Genomic DNA, 18,306 nt, shown 5'->3' on the forward strand with positions numbered 1-18,306 from the left:
GCAATAAACTGTTGTTTGTTCTTCATAACTAACTTCTTTCAATAATATGTCATCGTTTGATAGCCGGGTCCGCAGTGGACAAAGCGAAACAAACATTAACAATATCAATCGAGCAATTGCTGTAAAAAGCGATCAATAAACAAAAGCTGGATAAAGACATTTAGGTGCCTATATCGGTGGTGTCCACCTCTTCCCATTCCGAACAGAGAAGTTAAGCCCACCAGAGCCGATGGTACTGCGGTAACACGTGGGAGAGTAGGTCGGTGCCAAATCTTAAAGAAAGCCTGTAGGAAACTACAGGCTTTTCTTGTTATAGGACATTTTTGTACAGATATTTCTAAATACGTTTTTTTAATCTGAGCAGTACAACGTGCTTATCGTTACCTCTATAGATCTCAATCAAGAGTTGTTTCCCATTACGATCTTTTAGCATCTCTGTCAGATCATTCAGTTTATAGTGTATAACACTGGCAAAATTTATAGCAGTAATTTCATCATTTTCTCTCAACCCGGCTTCCTCCGCAGGAGAACCAACTTCAATTCTGCCGATGTAATAGCGGTCTTTAATTCCTTGTATCACGTAAATTTCAAGACCAGACATGTCATGCTCGAATTTTGGAATATCATTATTGTTCTTCTTCAGGTATAAAAATCCGCCTGTGTAATCAAACGTAACTACAAAATGCCGGAGTATATCAGAACCCAGGCTACCATTTCGCGGTCTTCCTTCCATTGCAGAGCGTTCAGTATTATATTCTGGAAAGCCTGTCAGCACTTCATTGAAAGTATAAGTTCCAAGTTTAATAGCAGCAATTCTGCCCATGGAGCCATTGATAATACCGTTAATTCCAACACCGAGATTAGCAGGGATTGTTTTTAATGGCAATGGAAAGGGTTTATCATTCAGAGATTCCATCATTAGCGGATGGCTGGAGCCATTATCAATTAGCAGGTCAACATTTATAGTGCCTAGTTCATTCGTCTGTATTTCTGTGTTTAAATAAGGTTTCCCACCTGTGATCTGTATCGGAATAGTTGTCCCTTTGTGCTCAATTTTGGTGTCGGGATTATAAAACGTAAGTTTATTCGTATAATAATTGATTTTCACGGTAAAGCTATTAAAGAAATAGTAGCCCAGTATACCGTGAATTTTAATACCAAGATAATTGGACAGGTCGAAGATGTCTTTTTTAAAGATTGCTGTAGGAATATTTTTGATGGTAGCTCTGCCTATTCTGGCATTGATATTCCTGGTTAAAACAGCTTCGATATTGTCACCGAAACCATAACCCTGAACTTTCACAGTCTGAGCTCTTTTAAGATCAAGGTTCTCCAGAAAAGTGGTATCTGTAATAATCATTTGCGCCACACCTGTATCCAATAAAAAATTGTAGGGACCTTTTCCATTAATGTAGAGTGGAACGATGATCAGGTTTTTGACTAAGGTAAAAGAGATGGACTGTTTTTTCCGCTTTCCGCTGAACTCAAATTTCTGTGCATACACAGGAGGAGCTATTACAAACAGCAGGTATATCATTACGCCTCCGGTAAGCAATAACTGAGCATAGCTAATTTTCCTGGAGCGTCGTTGGATCATCATCATACTGATTATAATTTCCAGAAAATATGCTTTTTGAAAAATATAAGACAGATATACCCCAATGAAAGCCGGGGAACGCTAAGCTTAGGAACAAGAAGTATATTTGGTTAGAAATTCTTTATATTAAATATACAAAAAATAATTGTTAAGCTAAGATTGAATAATTTGTTATTTATAGGGCTAATGTGATATTTTTAGCTATCTTTGAGCCATCAATAAGACATAAAAACATGAACTGCATTAGCAGGGATTGTTCAAAAATATTTAGGTGTCTATATCGGTGGTGTCCACCTCTTCCCATTCCGAACAGAGAAGTTAAGCCCACCAGAGCCGATGGTACTGCGGTAACACGTGGGAGAGTAGGTCGGTGCCAAATCTTAAAGAAAGCCTGTAGGAAACTACAGGCTTTTCTTGTTTATAACCTTTTTATCAGGGTAAGCAGGCTTAATAACTTTCAATTATCTTAAAACTGTTAAGGAACCCGAGAGAATTTTCCTTCCATTTTTTGGATCTATCACATAATAATATACCCCTACAGGCACATATTCACCGTTATATTTCCCATCCCAGCTCTTTGCAGCACCAGTTGCACTATATACTTTTGCGCCATACCTGTTAAACACATTGACGGTAGCTTTGGGATAACTGCTCAAATATTTAATATTCCATTCATCATTGATACCATCACCATTGGGAGTGAAGGTATTGGGGATCTCCGGATTTTGTAAAACATGTACAAAAAGATCATCTGTAGCAGAACATCCCTGGGGCGTTGTTACTGTCAGTTGATAGGTAATATCCCTTGAAGGTGAGGCGACGGGATTAAGTATATTATCCTTATCCAGTCCTGTTGACGGCGTCCATTTATAGCTTAAAGTTAAATCGGGTGAAGCAGTTACTATCGCTGTCAGCTGTACTTCTCCGCCTTCCAAAACCACCTGGTCTTTCCCGGCATCTACAGCTGGCGTACTAAAAACGATAATATCCTGTGTTTTGGCGACTGAAGAGCAGCCATTGTCCGTCGTAAATGAATAAGTTAAAGTATGTTTTCCTGTACCTGCGGCATTAGGGTCAAACAGACCGGAAGAACTGACTCCGTCCCCGGTATAAATACCCTTACCTGGTAATTGGCCGGAAGCCTCTCTGCCCTGGGTGAGCTGAAAGGGGGAGACTGAACTGCATACTGATGTTGGTATGGCACCGAAAACCACGTCGGGTACCGCCTGTAAAGTAATTGTGATAGTCTGTTCATCGATGCAGGAAAGCCCGGAATAAACCACCATTCGTACCTGGAATACTTTAGTGGCTGGGGTATTGAATACGGGATATAGGTGTTTGTATAACTTTGGCGTGGCAAGCCGTAACCCCGGACTGTTGTCTGTTTCCACAACCGTGGGATTATTTTGTGCATCATAATACCAGTCAATGCGGGTGATCTCGCCAAAATCTACTGTTGCGTGATCTTCGAATAAAACTTCTCTGCCACTACATAGCGCCTTACTATTTTTCACGGTAAAACCGGCTTTTGGCGCACTGCCGTTTACGCGGAATGTTTTCGTTAGGGTACGGCCACAGCCATTTCTGAATACGGTCAGTTTGGTGAGGTATTCTCCGGTATGGGTATAAACATGCTGTCCATCCCTTGTTGTAGCGGTTGGGTTCGCCGAACCGGGATCTCCAAAATCCCACAAATAAGTAATCTGGTTAGCTGCATCATCAGTAACTATTGTTTTATTGTTAAATTTTGCCGAAGCATCTTTTAAACAAATGTCTGGCATATCAAAATCCACTGCATCAGGTGGCATAATTACATTGAACTTCACAACATTACTAATTAACTGTGTAATGGTGCAGCCAGAGTAGGATATAGCCCGGCGGTAGTATATGGTTTGCTGAATCAGGGGTGGGGTATAATCTTTGGCCATAGCGCCTGCAATGTCCTGGTAGGTAATTCCATCCGAAGAAGATTGCCACTGGTAAGTATAAGAATCGATTCCTGCTAGGATTGAACTTCCTTCAATCAGGTCAGGGTTTCCTTCCGTACAAAATGTCGTAGTCAGGGGAGCCTTAATTTCGTTTTGTATATTAGGCACGCCTACAGTTACATCACTTGTAGTAGAAAGATTACCGTTATAATTACTTCCGGCCACCGGGCCGGAAATTCCTGTCTCATAAGAAGTGTTACTGCCAGCGAAAGCATTTAAAACAGGGGTAATTTTGCGGACAGTATCAGCGAATGTCCGCGTAGGATCTAAGTACAGGGCCTGGGCATTGCTTCTATAAATTCCTGTTTTCGTACCGCAAGGAATACTGGCGGTCAGGGTAAGCTGGACCTGATCTCCTGGGGAAATGTTAAAGTTCCCAAATAAGAGTTGATTGGTATCTTTGCTGATATTTTTGAGCTTAACTGGCCCGTTGGCGTCTCCTGTATAGGTAACGGTTGCCGAACTGTACATAAATCCAGTGGGAAGTTTCACCTGGATTTGCACACCTGCTGCTGTTCCCCCACCAGAATAATTAGTAGTATTGATTTGGTAGCTGACCGTAGCTCCGGCATATTGAACGCCCGGGGAACTAACATTGGTAATTACCGTATTGAGTTCGGGATAACAGAAAGCTCCTCCGCCTTGTATATAAGACGGCAGACTTGATATTGTAAAGGGAACTGCGTGTCCATCCTGTCCATCTTCAGCAAACTGATGCGAATTAGTCCCATCTATAAATCCGGCTGTACCTTTCCCTACGTCTATATTGACTGAAGCGGGGGGAAGGGAATAGAAAACCTCACCACCTCCGCCACCACCACCGGGGCCACCCTGGTTAGCTATTGTATTCCCTCCATTACCGCCTTTAGCTTCAATGATAAGTCTTGCTGAAGGATCAGGATTGGTAACTTTTATTAGTATCGTACCACCTGCATTTCCACCACCGGCCCCGTCAAAAGAGTTATCGTGATGAGCGGCATATCCGTCATAACCATTTGCCAGTATTTTACCCGTACCTATAATCCGGCCAGCATTTATCAGGATGATCCCACCACCAGATTCTCCTCCTGAATCAGTTCCTGCACCAGCACCGGCACCTCCGCCCATCATTAACCTGCTCATTTCTGGGGCTAATGGGGCATAACTTGCCGAACCGGGTCTCCCACCATTTGGGAAGGAATCATTTATATTTAAGGAGATAGTTCCATTACCACCCACACCACCTGCACCTCCATTCCCACCACCGCCACCACCGGCATTAAATCCATTCCCACCGCCGCCGGCGTTACCTGGAGCCCCTTTGCCATAGGCACCTGCGGGCAGCCCTTCTCCTAAAGCCCCATAGCCCGGAACGCCCCTCTTCAGCGCATCCTTTGGTGTACCGGCAATTCCTTCCCCTTTACTGGAACCGTGGCTGTCTGTAGAAAGTGTGACATAGCCACCAGGGACACTGCTCGGTGAAACGCCGCCTGGCCCAAATCCGCCCCGAAAACCACTTCCTGAGGCATCTATTCGAAAACCATTCAAATTCATTGTTCCCGATACGTCAAATGCAATGACACCTCCTGTTTTTCCATTAAAGTAAGAGGGGGAGATGTTGTTGGGTAAACTCAGATTAGAATACTGAGGAACCCGGATAACCTGAAATGTCCTTGCCCCATGATCGGGGGTTGCAGTAGCATTGGTATAGGTATTAACGGTGCCTTTTCCTGGTCCGGCTCCTTTAAATGTTAAAATGCCCCCGGCAAGTGGAACGGCATTGGTGGCAATTACATATTCAAACTTGCCAGTATTGCCCAGACTGGTGTAGCCTGTACCACCAAGCCCATCATTCCCTGCTTTATCATTATTTGAACCGTAAAAAGCATCATTAGTGTATTGTATGGTTGCATCCTGCATTTGGATAATCAATAATATATCCCCGGCACGAATAGGTATAATGCCGTAACTAACACCTTGATAGGTGCTATTGAATACCGCGTCAAGCGCTACAATTTTTACCCCCGCTGGTAAGCTCATATCTGACTTCGGCGGGAAATAAGTATTTATGGTACTCAAATAATTCGCTGCCGTGGGTAGAGAATAAACACTCATCGGCCCGTCCAGCCCTGGTGTGCCACAGACTTGTGCCTGTAGTGCTGAACATAAAAAAAACAGCACTAAAAGTAGAGATATTCTTTTCATTCTTTACTGAGCGTATCAATAGATTTTGAATGAAATTAATGATAAGATTTAAAATTATAGTATTTTATTAATAAATTCATTTACAGTGATATATGTGTTTTATTGTAAAGGAAAAACTAAAACATTATAGCAAATGAAATCCCTGGAGAAATCAATAAGATAGATCAAAATCATTTATCTTAATGTCGGGATCTTTCCAGGGGTTTCAGTTACTCTGTAATTAGCAAGATCCCTTACCCACCACATATGGATCAGTTAGAATTGGTTGTAATCTTTGGGCTATCATGAAATTCGTAAGATAAAGAAAGACATTATTAGATAAAGGGTTTATTGGTTTTCCAGGAGCCCCAGTCGTTGATTTAATTGCGCAGAGTATGCACCCATCTGGACAGGGCGGTGCAGCATTAAAATCAATAGGATTAAAAATAGTATAACTACTGCTTGCAAATATGCTACCCGAGTTATACAAATACCATGCTTTTGCCATAATAAACGATTCTTTTATAAATCAAAAAGAGATCAGAAAACTTTAATTTATGCCTACTCTTTTTCAGGTTTTCGGCTGCTCCATGATTGGTTATTCATCATATTAATTTACGAATACATGTGCTGTTTTACTAGGGTCAAAGTTTACAATCTGCCATGATCCTGATTTTAAACCCTTATCATTCAGGCACTCTATAAACTGGATGTAAAACAATGAAATATCATAAGTTAAGCCCAAAGAATATACCTAGTTTTGTGCCGTCAATTGAAAATGAAATGAAATTAGCAATTAATGGTTTTGGCAGGATAGGACGTAAATTTTTACGTACTGCACTGGAAAAAAATATCAATGTGGTCGCTATAAACGATCTTGGTGATCCGGCAACTTTAGCGCACCTTTTTAAATATGATACGGTTCACCGTGGTTTTAAAGGTGAAGTAACTTTTGATCAGGAAGCGCTGATTATTAACGGAAAACGAATTAACGTTTACCGCGAAGCCCAGCCGGAAAATCTGCCATGGAAAGCTTTAGACATAGATATCGTACTGGAATCTACTGGTAAATTTACAACCAGAACAGGAGCGGGCAAACATTTGCTGGCAGGTGCGAAACAGGTGTTAATCTCTGCTCCGGCAGATAAAGACATTCCTATGTTTGTACTGGGAGTGAATGATTCAGTCCTTGACTTAAGTGCAGAGATCATTTCCAACGCTTCCTGTACCACGAATAATGTAGCGCCAATGGTAAAGATCCTCGATGATAAATGGGGGATTCTTGATGGTTATATTACCACGATACATTCCATGACTGGTGATCAAAACCTCCATGATGCACCACATAAAGATTTAAGAAGAGCAAGAGCTGCTTCTGCTTCGATTATACCTACCAGTACAGGAGCTGCAAAAGCAATAACCAATATCTTCCCTCATCTGGAAGGCAAGCTCGGAGGAGCAGGTATCCGTGTTCCGGTATTAAACGGTTCACTGACTGATTTTACCTGTATTCTTAAAGAGAAAGCTACCATAGAAGAAATCAATGCAGCTTTTAAATCGGCTGCTGAAAACGAAATGAAAACCGTACTGGAATATACAGAAGATCCGATTGTCTCCGTAGATATCCTGGATAATCAGCATTCTTGTATTTTTGATGCACAACTTACCTCTATCGTAGGTGACCTGGTTAAAGTAGTAGGCTGGTATGATAATGAATCTGGTTATTCTGCAAGACTGGTAGATCTGGTACTTAAAATCTCAGAAAATCGTAATTAGAAGTTTTTTTTGCAATCAATGAGCTCAGATCGGTTCATGCTGCTTATATTTGGTGTAATGCAAGGACTGTTGCTGTAGGTTTTTACAGCAGATCAGGGTTTGAAGTTATTTCTGAGGAATTCGAAATTCCAGGAGCAGGCCCGCATTTTGATAGGTTTAGCCAAATAGCCGAAAAATAAATTTATAACATAAAAGTTGTGATCCATCGTTGATGATGTGATTGACTTTTTTAACACCTAAAAATTAGATACAAGATGAAAACAATTGACCAATGTGATTTCAAGGATAAGAAAGCTTTAGTAAGGGTAGATTTTAATGTGCCTTTGGATAAAGATTTCAATATTACAGACGACAAAAGAATGCGTGCTGCTTTACCAACGATCACTAAAATTTTGAATGATGGTGGTGCTGTGATTTTAATGTCACACTTAGGCCGTCCAAAAGGAGGTCCTGAAAATCAATTTTCGCTGAAACATATTTTAGGTGATTTATCAAGAATGCTTGATCTTGAAGTTAAATTTGCTGATGATTGTATTGGTGCTTCTGCTGTTGATGCAGCCAAAAACCTTGTTCCGGGACAGGTTTTATTATTAGAAAACCTTCGTTTTTACAAAGAAGAAGAAAAAGGAGATAAAGATTTTGCAGCTAAACTTGCGAAATTGGGTGATGTATATGTGAATGATGCTTTTGGTACAGCTCACCGTGCACATGCTTCTACTTCAATTATCGCTGAGTTTTTCCCTACAGAAAAATACTTCGGTTACCTGATGGCAGAAGAGTTGAAAAATGCAGAGAAAATTAACCACAATGCAGAGAAACCTTTCACTGCAATTATGGGTGGCGCGAAAGTATCAGACAAAATCCTTTTAATCGAAAGTTTACTTGAAAAAGTAGATAACCTGATTATTGGTGGTGGTATGGCCTATACTTTCAGTAAAGCACAAGGTGGTGAAATCGGTACTTCTTTATTGGAAGCAGACCGTATGGAACTTTGCTTGCAATTACTGGAAAAAGCGAAAGCAAAAGGTGTAAATATCATTTTACCACTGGATACTGTTATCGCAGACAAATTTGACAATAACGCTGAAAAGAAAAATGTTGATGCAGGTCATATCCCGGCAGACTGGATGGGATTGGATATTGGTCCTAAGTCAGTTGAACTTTTCTCTGAAGTAATTAAAAAATCAAAAACCTTATTATGGAATGGCCCGATGGGTGTTTTCGAAATGGCTAATTTTGAGCAGGGTACGCGCGCAGTTGCCAATGCTGTTGTGGCGGCTACGAAAGAAAATGGTGCATTTTCTTTAATTGGCGGAGGTGACTCTGCTGCTGCAATCGCGAAATTTAACCTGGAAGATGAAGTGAGTTATGTTTCTACCGGTGGTGGTGCATTGCTTGAATACATGGAAGGTAAAGAACTGCCTGGTGTTAAGGCTATTAACGGATAAGGTTAAAACCAATAAAATTTCCACAGGATTACGATCCTTTTCGAAGGCCGCTTTTTAAAGCGGCCTTTTTGCATGTATGGTGGTAGAATGTGGGACATAATTTATGTTGATAACTTTTTTGTGGTAGATTGTGGTAAAAAGTGGTAGAAGTGTCTATTTTTACACTACATAAAAAGTGTAGATACTAAAATGGTTCAACTACTTGGAGAATTTGATTGTAAATTGGATACGAAAGGCCGCATGATGGTCCCTTCGAATCTGAAAAAACAATTGCCAAACGTTGAGCAAGAGGGACTTGTGATAAACAGAGGTTTTGAAAAGCATTTAGTGATCTACCCTAAAAAAGTATGGGAAGGAATAGTGGAAGAGCTGAGTAAACTGAACCAGTACGAGAAAAAAACGAGAGAATTTATCCGGTTTTTTACACGTGGTGCGACGGAATTGACGCTGGATGCTTCGGGTAGAGTCAATCTTCCGAAGTCATTATTGGAATTTGCAGGTATAGATGGCGAAGTAATCCTGTCTTGTCAGTTTGATAAAATAGAGCTTTGGTCTAAAACTGCGTACGACAATTTACTGGATAGTGAGCCGGAAGATTTTGCAAATCTGGCGGAAGAAGTGATGGGAAATAAAAACAGGGGGGAAGATGGAAAATAATTATCATGTGCCAGTACTTTTGCAGGAATGTATTGATGGGTTAAATATTAAACCCGATGGCGTATATGTGGACGTTACTTTTGGCGGAGGTGGCCATTCAAGAGAAATCTTGTCTAAACTGGGCAAAGACGGTGTACTCATCGCTTTTGATCAGGATCCTGATGCCCAACGTAACAAGATTAATGATCCCCGCTTTTTATTTGTTGATCAGAATTTCGCTTTCTTAAAAAACAACCTTCGTTTGCTGGGCTATAAGCAGGTAGATGGCATTCTGGCTGACCTTGGTGTTTCTTCACATCAATTTAATGAGCCTGAAAGAGGCTTTTCTACCCGTTTCGAATCTTCTTTGGATATGCGTATGGATAAACAAGGCAAGCTTACTGCTGCTGATGTTTTGAATACTTATACTGAAGATAAACTGCATAAAATATTTGGGATCTACGGGGAGGTTAAAAATGCGAAATCATTGGCCAGAGCGGTGGTAACATCCCGCGCAGGACAGCCTATTGTAACCCTGGCTGATTTTAAAGCTGCCGCGGGTGCGCACATCCCTAAAGGAAAAGAGAATAAATACATGGCACAGGTATTTCAGGCCTTACGTATCGAAGTCAATGCGGAGATCGAAGTACTGGAAAGCTTTTTATTACAAACTGCTGAGGTGTTAAGCCCGGGTGGCAGATTGGTAGTGATGTCTTACCATTCACTGGAAGACAGGCCGGTAAAGAATTTTATTGCTAAAGGAAAGATCAGAGGGGAAGCAGATAAAGACTTCTTTGGTAATGAAGAAAAGCCATATAAAGTGATTACGCGTAAAGCAGTGATTGCTGAGCAGGACGAGCTGGAAAGAAACAGCAGGTCCAGAAGTGCAAAATTGAGAATTGGAGAAAGGATCTAAGATATGAACAACCAGTTCAGAGCAGATGAGGTAGAGGACGAAGAGGAATTACCAGAAGAACCGGTAATTCGCTTAAAGAAGCCTAAAAAAGAAAAGAAGGAGTCTGAAAATGCTAACCTTTTCTTTAAAAAGCTTTTTGTGGATGGCGTAGTGACTAAAGAAGCCGCTACTGCCATGTTGCCTTTTCTTATCTTTTTGTCGCTGTTGACAATGCTTTACATTGCAAACAGCCATATGGCGGTTAAGAATATAAGAGATATAGATAAACTGAATAAAGAAGTAAAAGAACTAAGCTGGGAATATAAATCACTGAAAGCCGATTTAATGTTCAAAAGCAAGTTAACAGAAGTAGCTAAAAAAGTAGATACGTTAGGCATTAAGGAGCTAACAGAGCCTCCTAAAAAAATTATCATAAGTAATGATGAACATTAGAGCTAACATACTATTACGTGTTTATCTGTCCTTCGGACTGATTGTACTGCTTGCCGTGGCAGTATTAGTCAGATTATGCGATGTACAATTTGTAGAGGGGCATAAATGGCGTGCCATGGCCGATAGTCTCTCTACAAAGTATATCAATGTGGATGCTGCACGTGGTAATATTTATTCTAATGATGGAAGCCTGTTAGCTACATCTGTACCGGAGTATGAATTGAGAATGGATTTGTACGCTGGCGGAATTAGTGAGAATAAAGTTTTTTATGCTAAAGTAGATTCTCTGGCTATGAAACTTTCACAGTTTTTTGTGGATAAAACGCCAAAGGAATATTCGCGTATGCTGCGTACTGCCAGAGCAGATAGCGTGAGGTACTTATTGATTAAGCGTAAAGTGAATTATCAGCAGCTCAAAGAATTAAGAACTTTCCCATTGTATAATATTGGAAAGTATAGCGGTGGTTTGATGGCCATTCAGCAGAATAAAAGGATTTTACCTTTTCAGAACCTGGCAAAAAGGACGATCGGATATAAAAATGAAAACGTTTCCAACGGTGTAGGACTGGAAGGTGCTTACGGCAATTATATTAATGGGGAAAGTGGTAAAAGACTAGTACAACGTATTGCTGGTGGTGTCTGGATGCCGGTTAACGATGAGGCTGAAATTGCACCGAAAGAAGGAGCTGATATCATTTCTACAATCGATATCAATATGCAGGATCTGGCGCAGAGTGCATTAGAGAAGCAAATGATTAAAAGTGATGCAGATCACGGGACAGTGATTTTGATGGAAGTGGCGACTGGTGAAGTCAGGGCAGTTGCGAATTTTACCAGGGAGAGTGAAGGGGTTTATAAGGAAATGTTCAATTACGCGATAGGTGGAAGCCAGGATCCGGGATCTACTTTTAAGCTGGCCTCTTATATGGCTTTACTGGAAGATAAAAAAATAGATACGAACACGACAGTGGATACTGGAAATGGAGTTTACAGGCTTTATAACCATAATATAAAAGATTCTCACGGGGGCGTAGGAGTGGTAACTGCTAAAAAGGCATTTGAAGTTTCATCAAATACCGCGGTGGCCAAATTTGTTTATAGCGCTTATAAAGATGATCCTAAGCAGTTTACAGATCATTTATACCGGATCCATATGAATGAAAGACTGAAACTGCAAATTACCGGAGAAACAAAACCGGTCATTAAAAACCCTTCTTTTAAGTCATGGAGTGGTTTGACCCTGGCGCAGATGGCTTATGGGTATGAAATGCAGATTACCCCGCTGCAAATTTTGACGTTTTATAATGCCATCGCAAATGATGGAAAATATATAGCACCAATTTTTGTAAAAGAAATCAGAAGGCTGGGAAACCCGATTGAGCAGTTTCATGCGCGGGTGATCAGTGAAAAAGTTTGTTCTGAAGCTACGGTTAAAAAATTACAGGCGATGCTGGAAGGCGTGGTCACAGAAGGTACTGGTAAACTGATGGGCTCACCGTTTTACCGGGTAGCTGGAAAAACTGGTACTGCACAGGTGGCGGATGGAAATAAAGGTTATAAAGCTAAGAGAAGTTATCAGGCTTCTTTTTGTGGTTACTTCCCGGCTGATAAGCCTAAGTACTCGATTATGGTTTCTATCAACGGGCCAAAAAACGGGTATTACGGTGGATCAGTTGCCGGGCCGGTATTTAAAGAAATTGCAGATCGTATTTACGCAAGTGATGTGCAAATGTATAACAATGTGACTGACCACCTGGTTGGAAACACGAAAAGTCCGGAAGCGAAAGCAGGACAGAGTAAAGCAGTGAAAAGTGTTTACAATGCGTTGGGAATAAAAGCCCTTTATGCTGCCAAATCTGACTATTTCAATAGTGTGGATACCAGCAACGGGATTGTTTACCAGGAATATAGTTCTGTGAAAGGCATGATGCCTAATGTAAGCGGAATGGGCTTAAAAGATGCTTTATATCTTTTAGGAAACGCCGGTTTAAAAACACAGGTGAAGGGAAGTGGAAAAGTAATAAGCCAGTCGATTCCCTCAGGGATGAAGATTGGAAGAGGATTATTGGTACAATTAGAATTGAAATAAGATGCAGTTGCAGGATGTTTTATATGGAGTGGCGATTAAAAACCTGGTTGGAAAAACCAACAGGGTAATTAGTGCGCTTACGTTTGACTCACGTGAGGTACAGCAAGGTGTTGTATTTTTTGCAGTAAAGGGAACTTTATCAGACGGACATACTTTTATTAACCAGACTATTGCTGCCGGAGCAACAGTTATTATTTGTGAAGAGATACCAGCAGAGGTAAATCCCGAGGTGACTTATATCGTGGTAGAAAATACTTCGGTGGCTTTGGGGATTATGGCTTCCAATTATTATGGAAACCCTTCTTCTTCGTTGAAACTGGTTGGGATTACCGGAACAAATGGTAAAACAACTATTGCAACTATTTTATTTAAGTTATTCAGAAGCCTTGGTTTCCATACCGGATTAATTTCTACGGTACAAAATCAGGTAAATGATAAAATCATTGCGGCGACACATACTACACCAAATCCACTGGCACTGAACCAGCTGCTGAAGCAAATGGTTGAGCTGGGTTGTACTTACTGCTTTATGGAAGTAAGTTCTCATGCGATGGTGCAGCACAGAATAGAAGGATTGACTTTTGCAGGCGGTGTGTTTTCAAACATCACACACGATCACCTTGATTTTCATAAGACGTTTGACAATTATATTAAAGCGAAAAAATCATTTTTTGACGGCCTTCCGAAAGGTTCTTTTGCCCTGACCAATGCCGATGATAAAAACGGGATGGTGATGCTTCAGAATACGAAGGCTTCTAAAAAGACCTACGCTTTAAAGCAACTGGCTGATTATAAAGTAAGCATTATTGAAAACAGGTTCAGTGGTCTGAATCTTGAAATTGACCATACTGATGTGTTTTTTAAATTGGTAGGTTCATTCAATGCGTATAACCTGGCTGCTGTTTACGGTACGGCCATGTTATTAGGCCAGGATAAACTTCAGGTATTAACGCTATTGAGCAACTTAACAGGTGCTGAAGGCAGATTTGAAGAAGTACCTAATTCAAAACAGATTATTGGCCTGGTGGATTATGCACATACGCCTGACGCTGTTCAGAATGTATTGAGTACGATTCATGACATCAGAAAAGGTACAGAGCAGGTGATCACAGTAATTGGTTGTGGTGGTGACAGAGATAAAACTAAACGTCCGGTGATGGCTCAGGTAGCTTGTGACTGGAGTGATAAAGTAATCCTGACCTCAGATAATCCAAGAACGGAAGATCCGCATCAGATTCTGGCGGATATGGAAGCTGGTGTATCACCAACTAACCGCAGAAAAACATTAACGATTGCAGATCGTAAAGAAGCTATAAAAACAGCTTGTCATTTAGCCAGACCAGGTGATATCATCCTGATTGCGGGTAAAGGACATGAAAAATACCAGGATATCAATGGAGTAAAGTATCATTTTGATGATAAAGAAGTGTTAATGGAACAATTAAACTTAATCAGCTAATGTTATATTATCTATTTGAATATTTAAACGCACATTACGAATTCCCTGGCTTAAGGTTGTTCCAGTATATTACGTTCCGTACTTCACTGGCGATTATTATCTCGTTGATTATTACCACTGTTTTCGGAAGGAGAATTATCAACTATCTGCACAAAATGCAGGTGGGGGAAACAGTAAGGAATTTAGGTTTGGAAGGACAAATGCAGAAACAAGGCACACCAACGATGGGTGGGGTGATGATTCTGATGGGTATTCTGATCCCAACTTTATTACTGGCCAACCTGACCAATGTATACGTGTTACTGATGATTGTCACTACAGTATGGATGGGCGCGGTAGGTTTTGTGGATGATTATATTAAAGTATTTAAGAAAAATAAAGAAGGGCTTGCTGGAAGGTTTAAAATTGTCGGACAGGTAGGATTAGCCTTAATCATTGGCTGGACAATGTATTTCAATCCTAATATCGTAGTGAGACAAACTGTGGATGAAACCGGGGTGAGCAAAAATGCGGCACCGATGGTCCTTAGACAAAAAGGGGAAAAATTCTATTACACGCAGGATGTAAAATCAACGATTACCAATATTCCTTTTTATAAAAATAACGAGTTTGATTATGCGAAGGTGCTTAAATTTTTAGGCCCTGGTTATGAGAAATATGCGGTTTTTGTTTTTATCCTTTTTGTAGTGATTATCATTACGGCGGTTTCTAATGGCGCGAATTTAACGGATGGGATAGATGGCCTGGCAACGGGTACTTCTGCGATTATAGGCATTACACTGGGCTTACTGGCCTATGTTTCGGGTAACACAGTGATTGCGGATTACCTGAATATCTTATATATCCCCAATTCCGGGGAGCTGATGATTTTTGCAGGTGCCTTTGTAGGTGCTTGTGTTGGGTTCTTATGGTACAATTCTTATCCTGCACAGGTTTTTATGGGGGATACAGGAAGTCTGGCGATTGGTGGTATCATCGCTGCACTGGCGATTATGATCAGGAAAGAACTGCTGATCCCGATTTTATGCGGGGTCTTCCTGATTGAGGTAACTTCGGTTATGCTCCAGGTATCTTACTTTAAGTACACGAAAAAACGCTTTGGAGAAGGCAGAAGGATCTTCCTGATGTCACCACTGCACCACCATTATCAGAAAAAAGGATACCATGAAGCGAAAATTGTTACGCGCTTCTGGATTGTAGGAATATTATTGGCCATCATTACCATAATCACTTTAAAACTGAGATAATGGAAAAGCAGAGAATCGTCATACTTGGAGCTGGTGAAAGCGGTGTAGGTGCAGCAATACTGGCACAGAAGCAGGGCTTTGATGTTTTTGTTTCAGATTTCGGGGCTATTGCCGACCGGTATAAAGAAACATTGGTAGAACTGAATATTGCTTTTGAAGAGAAGCAGCATACGGTTGCCTCGATCATCAATGCAAATGAAGTGATCAAGAGCCCTGGAATTGCTGATTCTGTGTCTATTATCAAAGAACTGAAGAAGAAAAACATTCCGGTGATCTCAGAAATTGAGTTCGCTAAGAGATATACAACAGCAAAAACTATTTGTATTACCGGGTCAAATGGTAAAACGACCACCACAATGCTGACTTACCACATCCTTAAGAAAGCGGGCTTGAATGTAGGCCTCGCCGGTAATATAGGACATAGTTTTGCAGCTCAGGTAGCCACAGAGAATTTCGATTGGTATGTACTGGAAATATCGAGCTTTATGCTGGACGATATGTATGATTTCAGAGCTGATATCGCTGTACTTTTAAACATTACGCCTGACCATCTGGACAGGTACGATTACAAAATGACAAATTACGCAGCTTCAAAAATGCGTATCGTACAGAATCAGAGACCTGAAGATCATTTTATCTTTTGTGCCGATGATGAAGAAATCCTGAAAGCTTTAAAAAGCACGAAGGTAAATTCACAGAAATGCCCTTTCTCTATTCGTAAAAAGGTAGAAGGCGGAGCTTATCTGGAAGGCAACAATATTCATATCAATATAAATCCAAAAGACCATTTAACCATGTCAATTTCAGAGTTAGCTTTACAAGGCAAGCACAATATCTACAACTCTATGGCTTCGGGCATAGTCGCTAAAGTGTTGGAAATCCGCAATGCGACTATCAGAGAGAGTATGGGAGATATTAAAAATATTGAACACCGGTTGGAGCATGTTGCCAAGATTTCTGGTGTGGATTATATCAATGATTCAAAAGCTACCAATGTAAACTCTACCTGGTATGCGCTGGAAAGTGTAAATACGGACGTGATCCTGATTATGGGTGGTGTGGATAAGGGTAATGATTATGATATGCTGAAAGACCTGGTAAAGCAAAAAGTGAAAGCTATTGTTTGCCTGGGTAAAAATAATAAACGTATTCACGAAGCTTTTGAGGATGATGTGGAAATTATTGTCAATACGTTCTCTGCAAATGAAGCTGTACAAGTAGCTTATCACCTGGCAACAAAGGGAAATACCGTGTTGTTGTCACCGGCTTGTGCAAGTTTTGATTTGTTTAAGAATTATGAAGACCGTGGAAACCAATTCAAAATGGCTGTAAAAGAATTATAACAATGGGTACAGTACAGGCGCTTTTAGAGAAAACCAAAGGGGACCGCTGGATATGGCTGATCATAATCCTGTTGTCTCTGATCTCTATTTTTGCGGTTTATAGTGCAACTGGAACACTAGCATATAAACAGGGCAAAACTGTAGAGAAAATACTGCTCACCAAACACTTGATTTTTGTGGTGATGGGGATTGGTATGATCTATATTGCGCATTTGGTGGATTATCAATATTATGCTGGGATTTCAAAAATTCTGATGATTATTACAATTCCACTGTTGTTTTATACACTGGTTTTCGGAACGAGCTTAAATGATGCTTCCAGGTGGGTTAAGATTCCTATTATCGGATTGACTTTTCAAACGTCCGATTTGGCAAAACTCGCCCTGATTACGTTTCTGGCCAGGATGCTGACCAAGAAGCAGGAAAATATTAAAGATGTAAAGACTTCTTTTATCCCGATTATGGGCTCTGTTTGTGTGGTTTTTGTTTTGATTGCATTAGCCAATTTATCAACGGCGCTTATGTTGTTCGGGGTAAGTATTTTATTGTTAATTATAGGCCGGATCAGTATCAAACAAATACTGGTAGTTTGTGCGGGTGGTTTTGTACTGCTGATGTTTGTTGTTTTCCTGGGCCCAAGACGTGAAACTTATAAGTCACGTGTTAACTCTTATCTGCACCCTGAGACTCAGCATTCAGATAAAACATACCAGGCAGATCAGGCGAAGATTGCATTGGCATCTGGTGGGATTTTTGGAAAAGGGCCGGGAAATAGTACCCAGCGTAACTTCCTGCCTCACCCATATTCCGATTTTATCTTTGCGATTATCGTGGAGGAATATGGGTTGTTTGGGGCATTGATCATTATCATCCTCTACCTGGTGCTGCTCTATCGATGCGTCAGGATTGTGACGCAGAGCCCGAAGGCTTTCGGGGCACTGCTCGCAGCCGGACTGAGTTTTAGTTTAACGATACAGGCTTTTGCAAATATGGCAGTAGCTGTAGGTTTAGGACCCGTAACTGGTGTCCCTTTGCCGTTAGTAAGCATGGGTGGTACATCGATGATCTTCACGAGTATCGCTTTTGGAATTATCCTGAGCGTAAGCAGGGATGTAGAAGAGAATGGTAAAAAAGGGTTAAGCGAAGATTTAGCTAAACCAGCAAGTAAAGTAAATAAAGTAATTGTGGGTGAGTTACCGGCAATGACATAAA

12 protein-coding genes and 2 rRNA genes are annotated in these 18,306 nt (G+C 40.8%); 12 read left to right on the top strand and 2 right to left on the bottom strand.

Annotation, left to right across the window (positions count from 1 at the left end):
• The first annotated feature begins 160 nt into the window (after positions 1-160).
• Positions 161-272 (top strand): 5S ribosomal RNA (rrf, locus tag HDE70_RS13875).
• 65 nt (positions 273-337) lie between these two features.
• Here the strand turns inward: rrf (HDE70_RS13875) and HDE70_RS13880 are convergent.
• Positions 338-1,603, bottom strand: coding sequence for an aspartyl protease family protein (locus HDE70_RS13880; protein ID WP_183891008.1), 1,266 nt, complete (start codon positions 1,601-1,603; stop codon positions 338-340).
• A 261-nt stretch (positions 1,604-1,864) separates the two neighbouring features.
• On the opposite strand from HDE70_RS13880, the gene rrf (HDE70_RS13885) reads away from it, so the two are divergent.
• Positions 1,865-1,976: ribosomal RNA gene (rrf, locus tag HDE70_RS13885) — 5S ribosomal RNA — on the top strand.
• 82 nt (positions 1,977-2,058) lie between these two features.
• Here the strand turns inward: rrf (HDE70_RS13885) and HDE70_RS13890 are convergent.
• Complete coding sequence (locus HDE70_RS13890; RefSeq protein ID WP_183891010.1) at positions 2,059-5,769, bottom strand: gliding motility-associated C-terminal domain-containing protein; 3,711 nt, start codon at positions 5,767-5,769, stop codon at positions 2,059-2,061.
• Positions 5,770-6,531: 762 nt separating this feature from the next.
• Here HDE70_RS13890 and gap point away from each other — a divergent pair.
• The 10 genes from gap (at position 6,532) to HDE70_RS13940 (ending at position 18,305) form a co-directional block, all read left to right on the top strand.
• Positions 6,532-7,524 carry a type I glyceraldehyde-3-phosphate dehydrogenase gene (gene gap, locus HDE70_RS13895; protein WP_183891365.1) on the top strand — a complete coding sequence of 331 codons (993 nt, stop codon included), beginning with the start codon at positions 6,532-6,534 and terminating at the stop codon, positions 7,522-7,524.
• A 254-nt stretch (positions 7,525-7,778) separates the two neighbouring features.
• Positions 7,779-8,972, top strand: a complete 1,194-nt coding sequence (locus HDE70_RS13900) for a phosphoglycerate kinase (RefSeq protein WP_183869552.1) — start codon at positions 7,779-7,781, stop codon at positions 8,970-8,972.
• Between the two features lie 189 nt (positions 8,973-9,161).
• On the top strand, positions 9,162-9,629 hold the full coding sequence (mraZ, locus tag HDE70_RS13905) for a division/cell wall cluster transcriptional repressor MraZ (protein ID WP_041883311.1): 468 nt from the start codon (positions 9,162-9,164) through the stop codon (positions 9,627-9,629).
• The gene (gene rsmH, locus HDE70_RS13910; protein WP_183869551.1) at positions 9,619-10,524 is read left to right on the top strand and encodes a 16S rRNA (cytosine(1402)-N(4))-methyltransferase RsmH; all 906 of its coding nucleotides are present in this window, start codon (positions 9,619-9,621) and stop codon (positions 10,522-10,524) included. The genes mraZ and rsmH overlap by 11 nt, the downstream gene beginning before the upstream one ends.
• 3 nt (positions 10,525-10,527) lie before the next feature.
• Entirely contained in the window at positions 10,528-10,956 is a 429-nt protein-coding gene (locus tag HDE70_RS13915; RefSeq protein ID WP_183869550.1) for an FtsL-like putative cell division protein, read from the top strand.
• Positions 10,946-13,045: a penicillin-binding protein gene (locus HDE70_RS13920; protein ID WP_183869562.1), complete on the top strand. Its 2,100-nt coding sequence runs from the start codon at positions 10,946-10,948 to the stop codon at positions 13,043-13,045. The genes HDE70_RS13915 and HDE70_RS13920 overlap by 11 nt, the downstream gene beginning before the upstream one ends.
• 1 nt (position 13,046) lies before the next feature.
• Positions 13,047-14,504, top strand: coding sequence for a UDP-N-acetylmuramoyl-L-alanyl-D-glutamate--2,6-diaminopimelate ligase (locus HDE70_RS13925; RefSeq protein ID WP_183891012.1), 1,458 nt, complete (start codon positions 13,047-13,049; stop codon positions 14,502-14,504).
• Positions 14,504-15,751: a phospho-N-acetylmuramoyl-pentapeptide-transferase gene (mraY, locus tag HDE70_RS13930; RefSeq protein WP_183869548.1), complete on the top strand. Its 1,248-nt coding sequence runs from the start codon at positions 14,504-14,506 to the stop codon at positions 15,749-15,751. The genes HDE70_RS13925 and mraY overlap by 1 nt, the downstream gene beginning before the upstream one ends.
• Entirely contained in the window at positions 15,751-17,094 is a 1,344-nt protein-coding gene (gene murD / locus HDE70_RS13935) for a UDP-N-acetylmuramoyl-L-alanine--D-glutamate ligase (protein ID WP_183891014.1), read from the top strand. The genes mraY and murD overlap by 1 nt, the downstream gene beginning before the upstream one ends.
• 2 nt (positions 17,095-17,096) lie before the next feature.
• Positions 17,097-18,305: an FtsW/RodA/SpoVE family cell cycle protein gene (locus tag HDE70_RS13940; protein ID WP_183891015.1), complete on the top strand. Its 1,209-nt coding sequence runs from the start codon at positions 17,097-17,099 to the stop codon at positions 18,303-18,305.
• Position 18,306 lies beyond the last annotated feature (1 nt).

It is taken from the genome of Pedobacter cryoconitis (assembly GCF_014200595.1).
In the GTDB taxonomy this organism is placed as follows: domain Bacteria; phylum Bacteroidota; class Bacteroidia; order Sphingobacteriales; family Sphingobacteriaceae; genus Pedobacter; species Pedobacter cryoconitis_C.

What these genes read in the sequence shown, in the direction of transcription:
- HDE70_RS13880 (WP_183891008.1), bottom strand. Translation starts at nt 1,603, where the DNA reads ATGATGATGATCCAACGACGCTCCAGGAAAATTAGCTATGCTCAGTTA.
- HDE70_RS13890 (WP_183891010.1), bottom strand. Translation starts at nt 5,769, where the DNA reads ATGAAAAGAATATCTCTACTTTTAGTGCTGTTTTTTTTATGTTCAGCA.
- gap (WP_183891365.1), top strand. Translation starts at nt 6,532, where the DNA reads ATGAAATTAGCAATTAATGGTTTTGGCAGGATAGGACGTAAATTTTTA.
- HDE70_RS13900 (WP_183869552.1), top strand. Translation starts at nt 7,779, where the DNA reads ATGAAAACAATTGACCAATGTGATTTCAAGGATAAGAAAGCTTTAGTA.
- mraZ (WP_041883311.1), top strand. Translation starts at nt 9,162, where the DNA reads ATGGTTCAACTACTTGGAGAATTTGATTGTAAATTGGATACGAAAGGC.
- rsmH (WP_183869551.1), top strand. Translation starts at nt 9,619, where the DNA reads ATGGAAAATAATTATCATGTGCCAGTACTTTTGCAGGAATGTATTGAT.
- HDE70_RS13915 (WP_183869550.1), top strand. Translation starts at nt 10,528, where the DNA reads ATGAACAACCAGTTCAGAGCAGATGAGGTAGAGGACGAAGAGGAATTA.
- HDE70_RS13920 (WP_183869562.1), top strand. Translation starts at nt 10,946, where the DNA reads ATGAACATTAGAGCTAACATACTATTACGTGTTTATCTGTCCTTCGGA.
- HDE70_RS13925 (WP_183891012.1), top strand. Translation starts at nt 13,047, where the DNA reads ATGCAGTTGCAGGATGTTTTATATGGAGTGGCGATTAAAAACCTGGTT.
- mraY (WP_183869548.1), top strand. Translation starts at nt 14,504, where the DNA reads ATGTTATATTATCTATTTGAATATTTAAACGCACATTACGAATTCCCT.
- murD (WP_183891014.1), top strand. Translation starts at nt 15,751, where the DNA reads ATGGAAAAGCAGAGAATCGTCATACTTGGAGCTGGTGAAAGCGGTGTA.
- HDE70_RS13940 (WP_183891015.1), top strand. Translation starts at nt 17,097, where the DNA reads ATGGGTACAGTACAGGCGCTTTTAGAGAAAACCAAAGGGGACCGCTGG.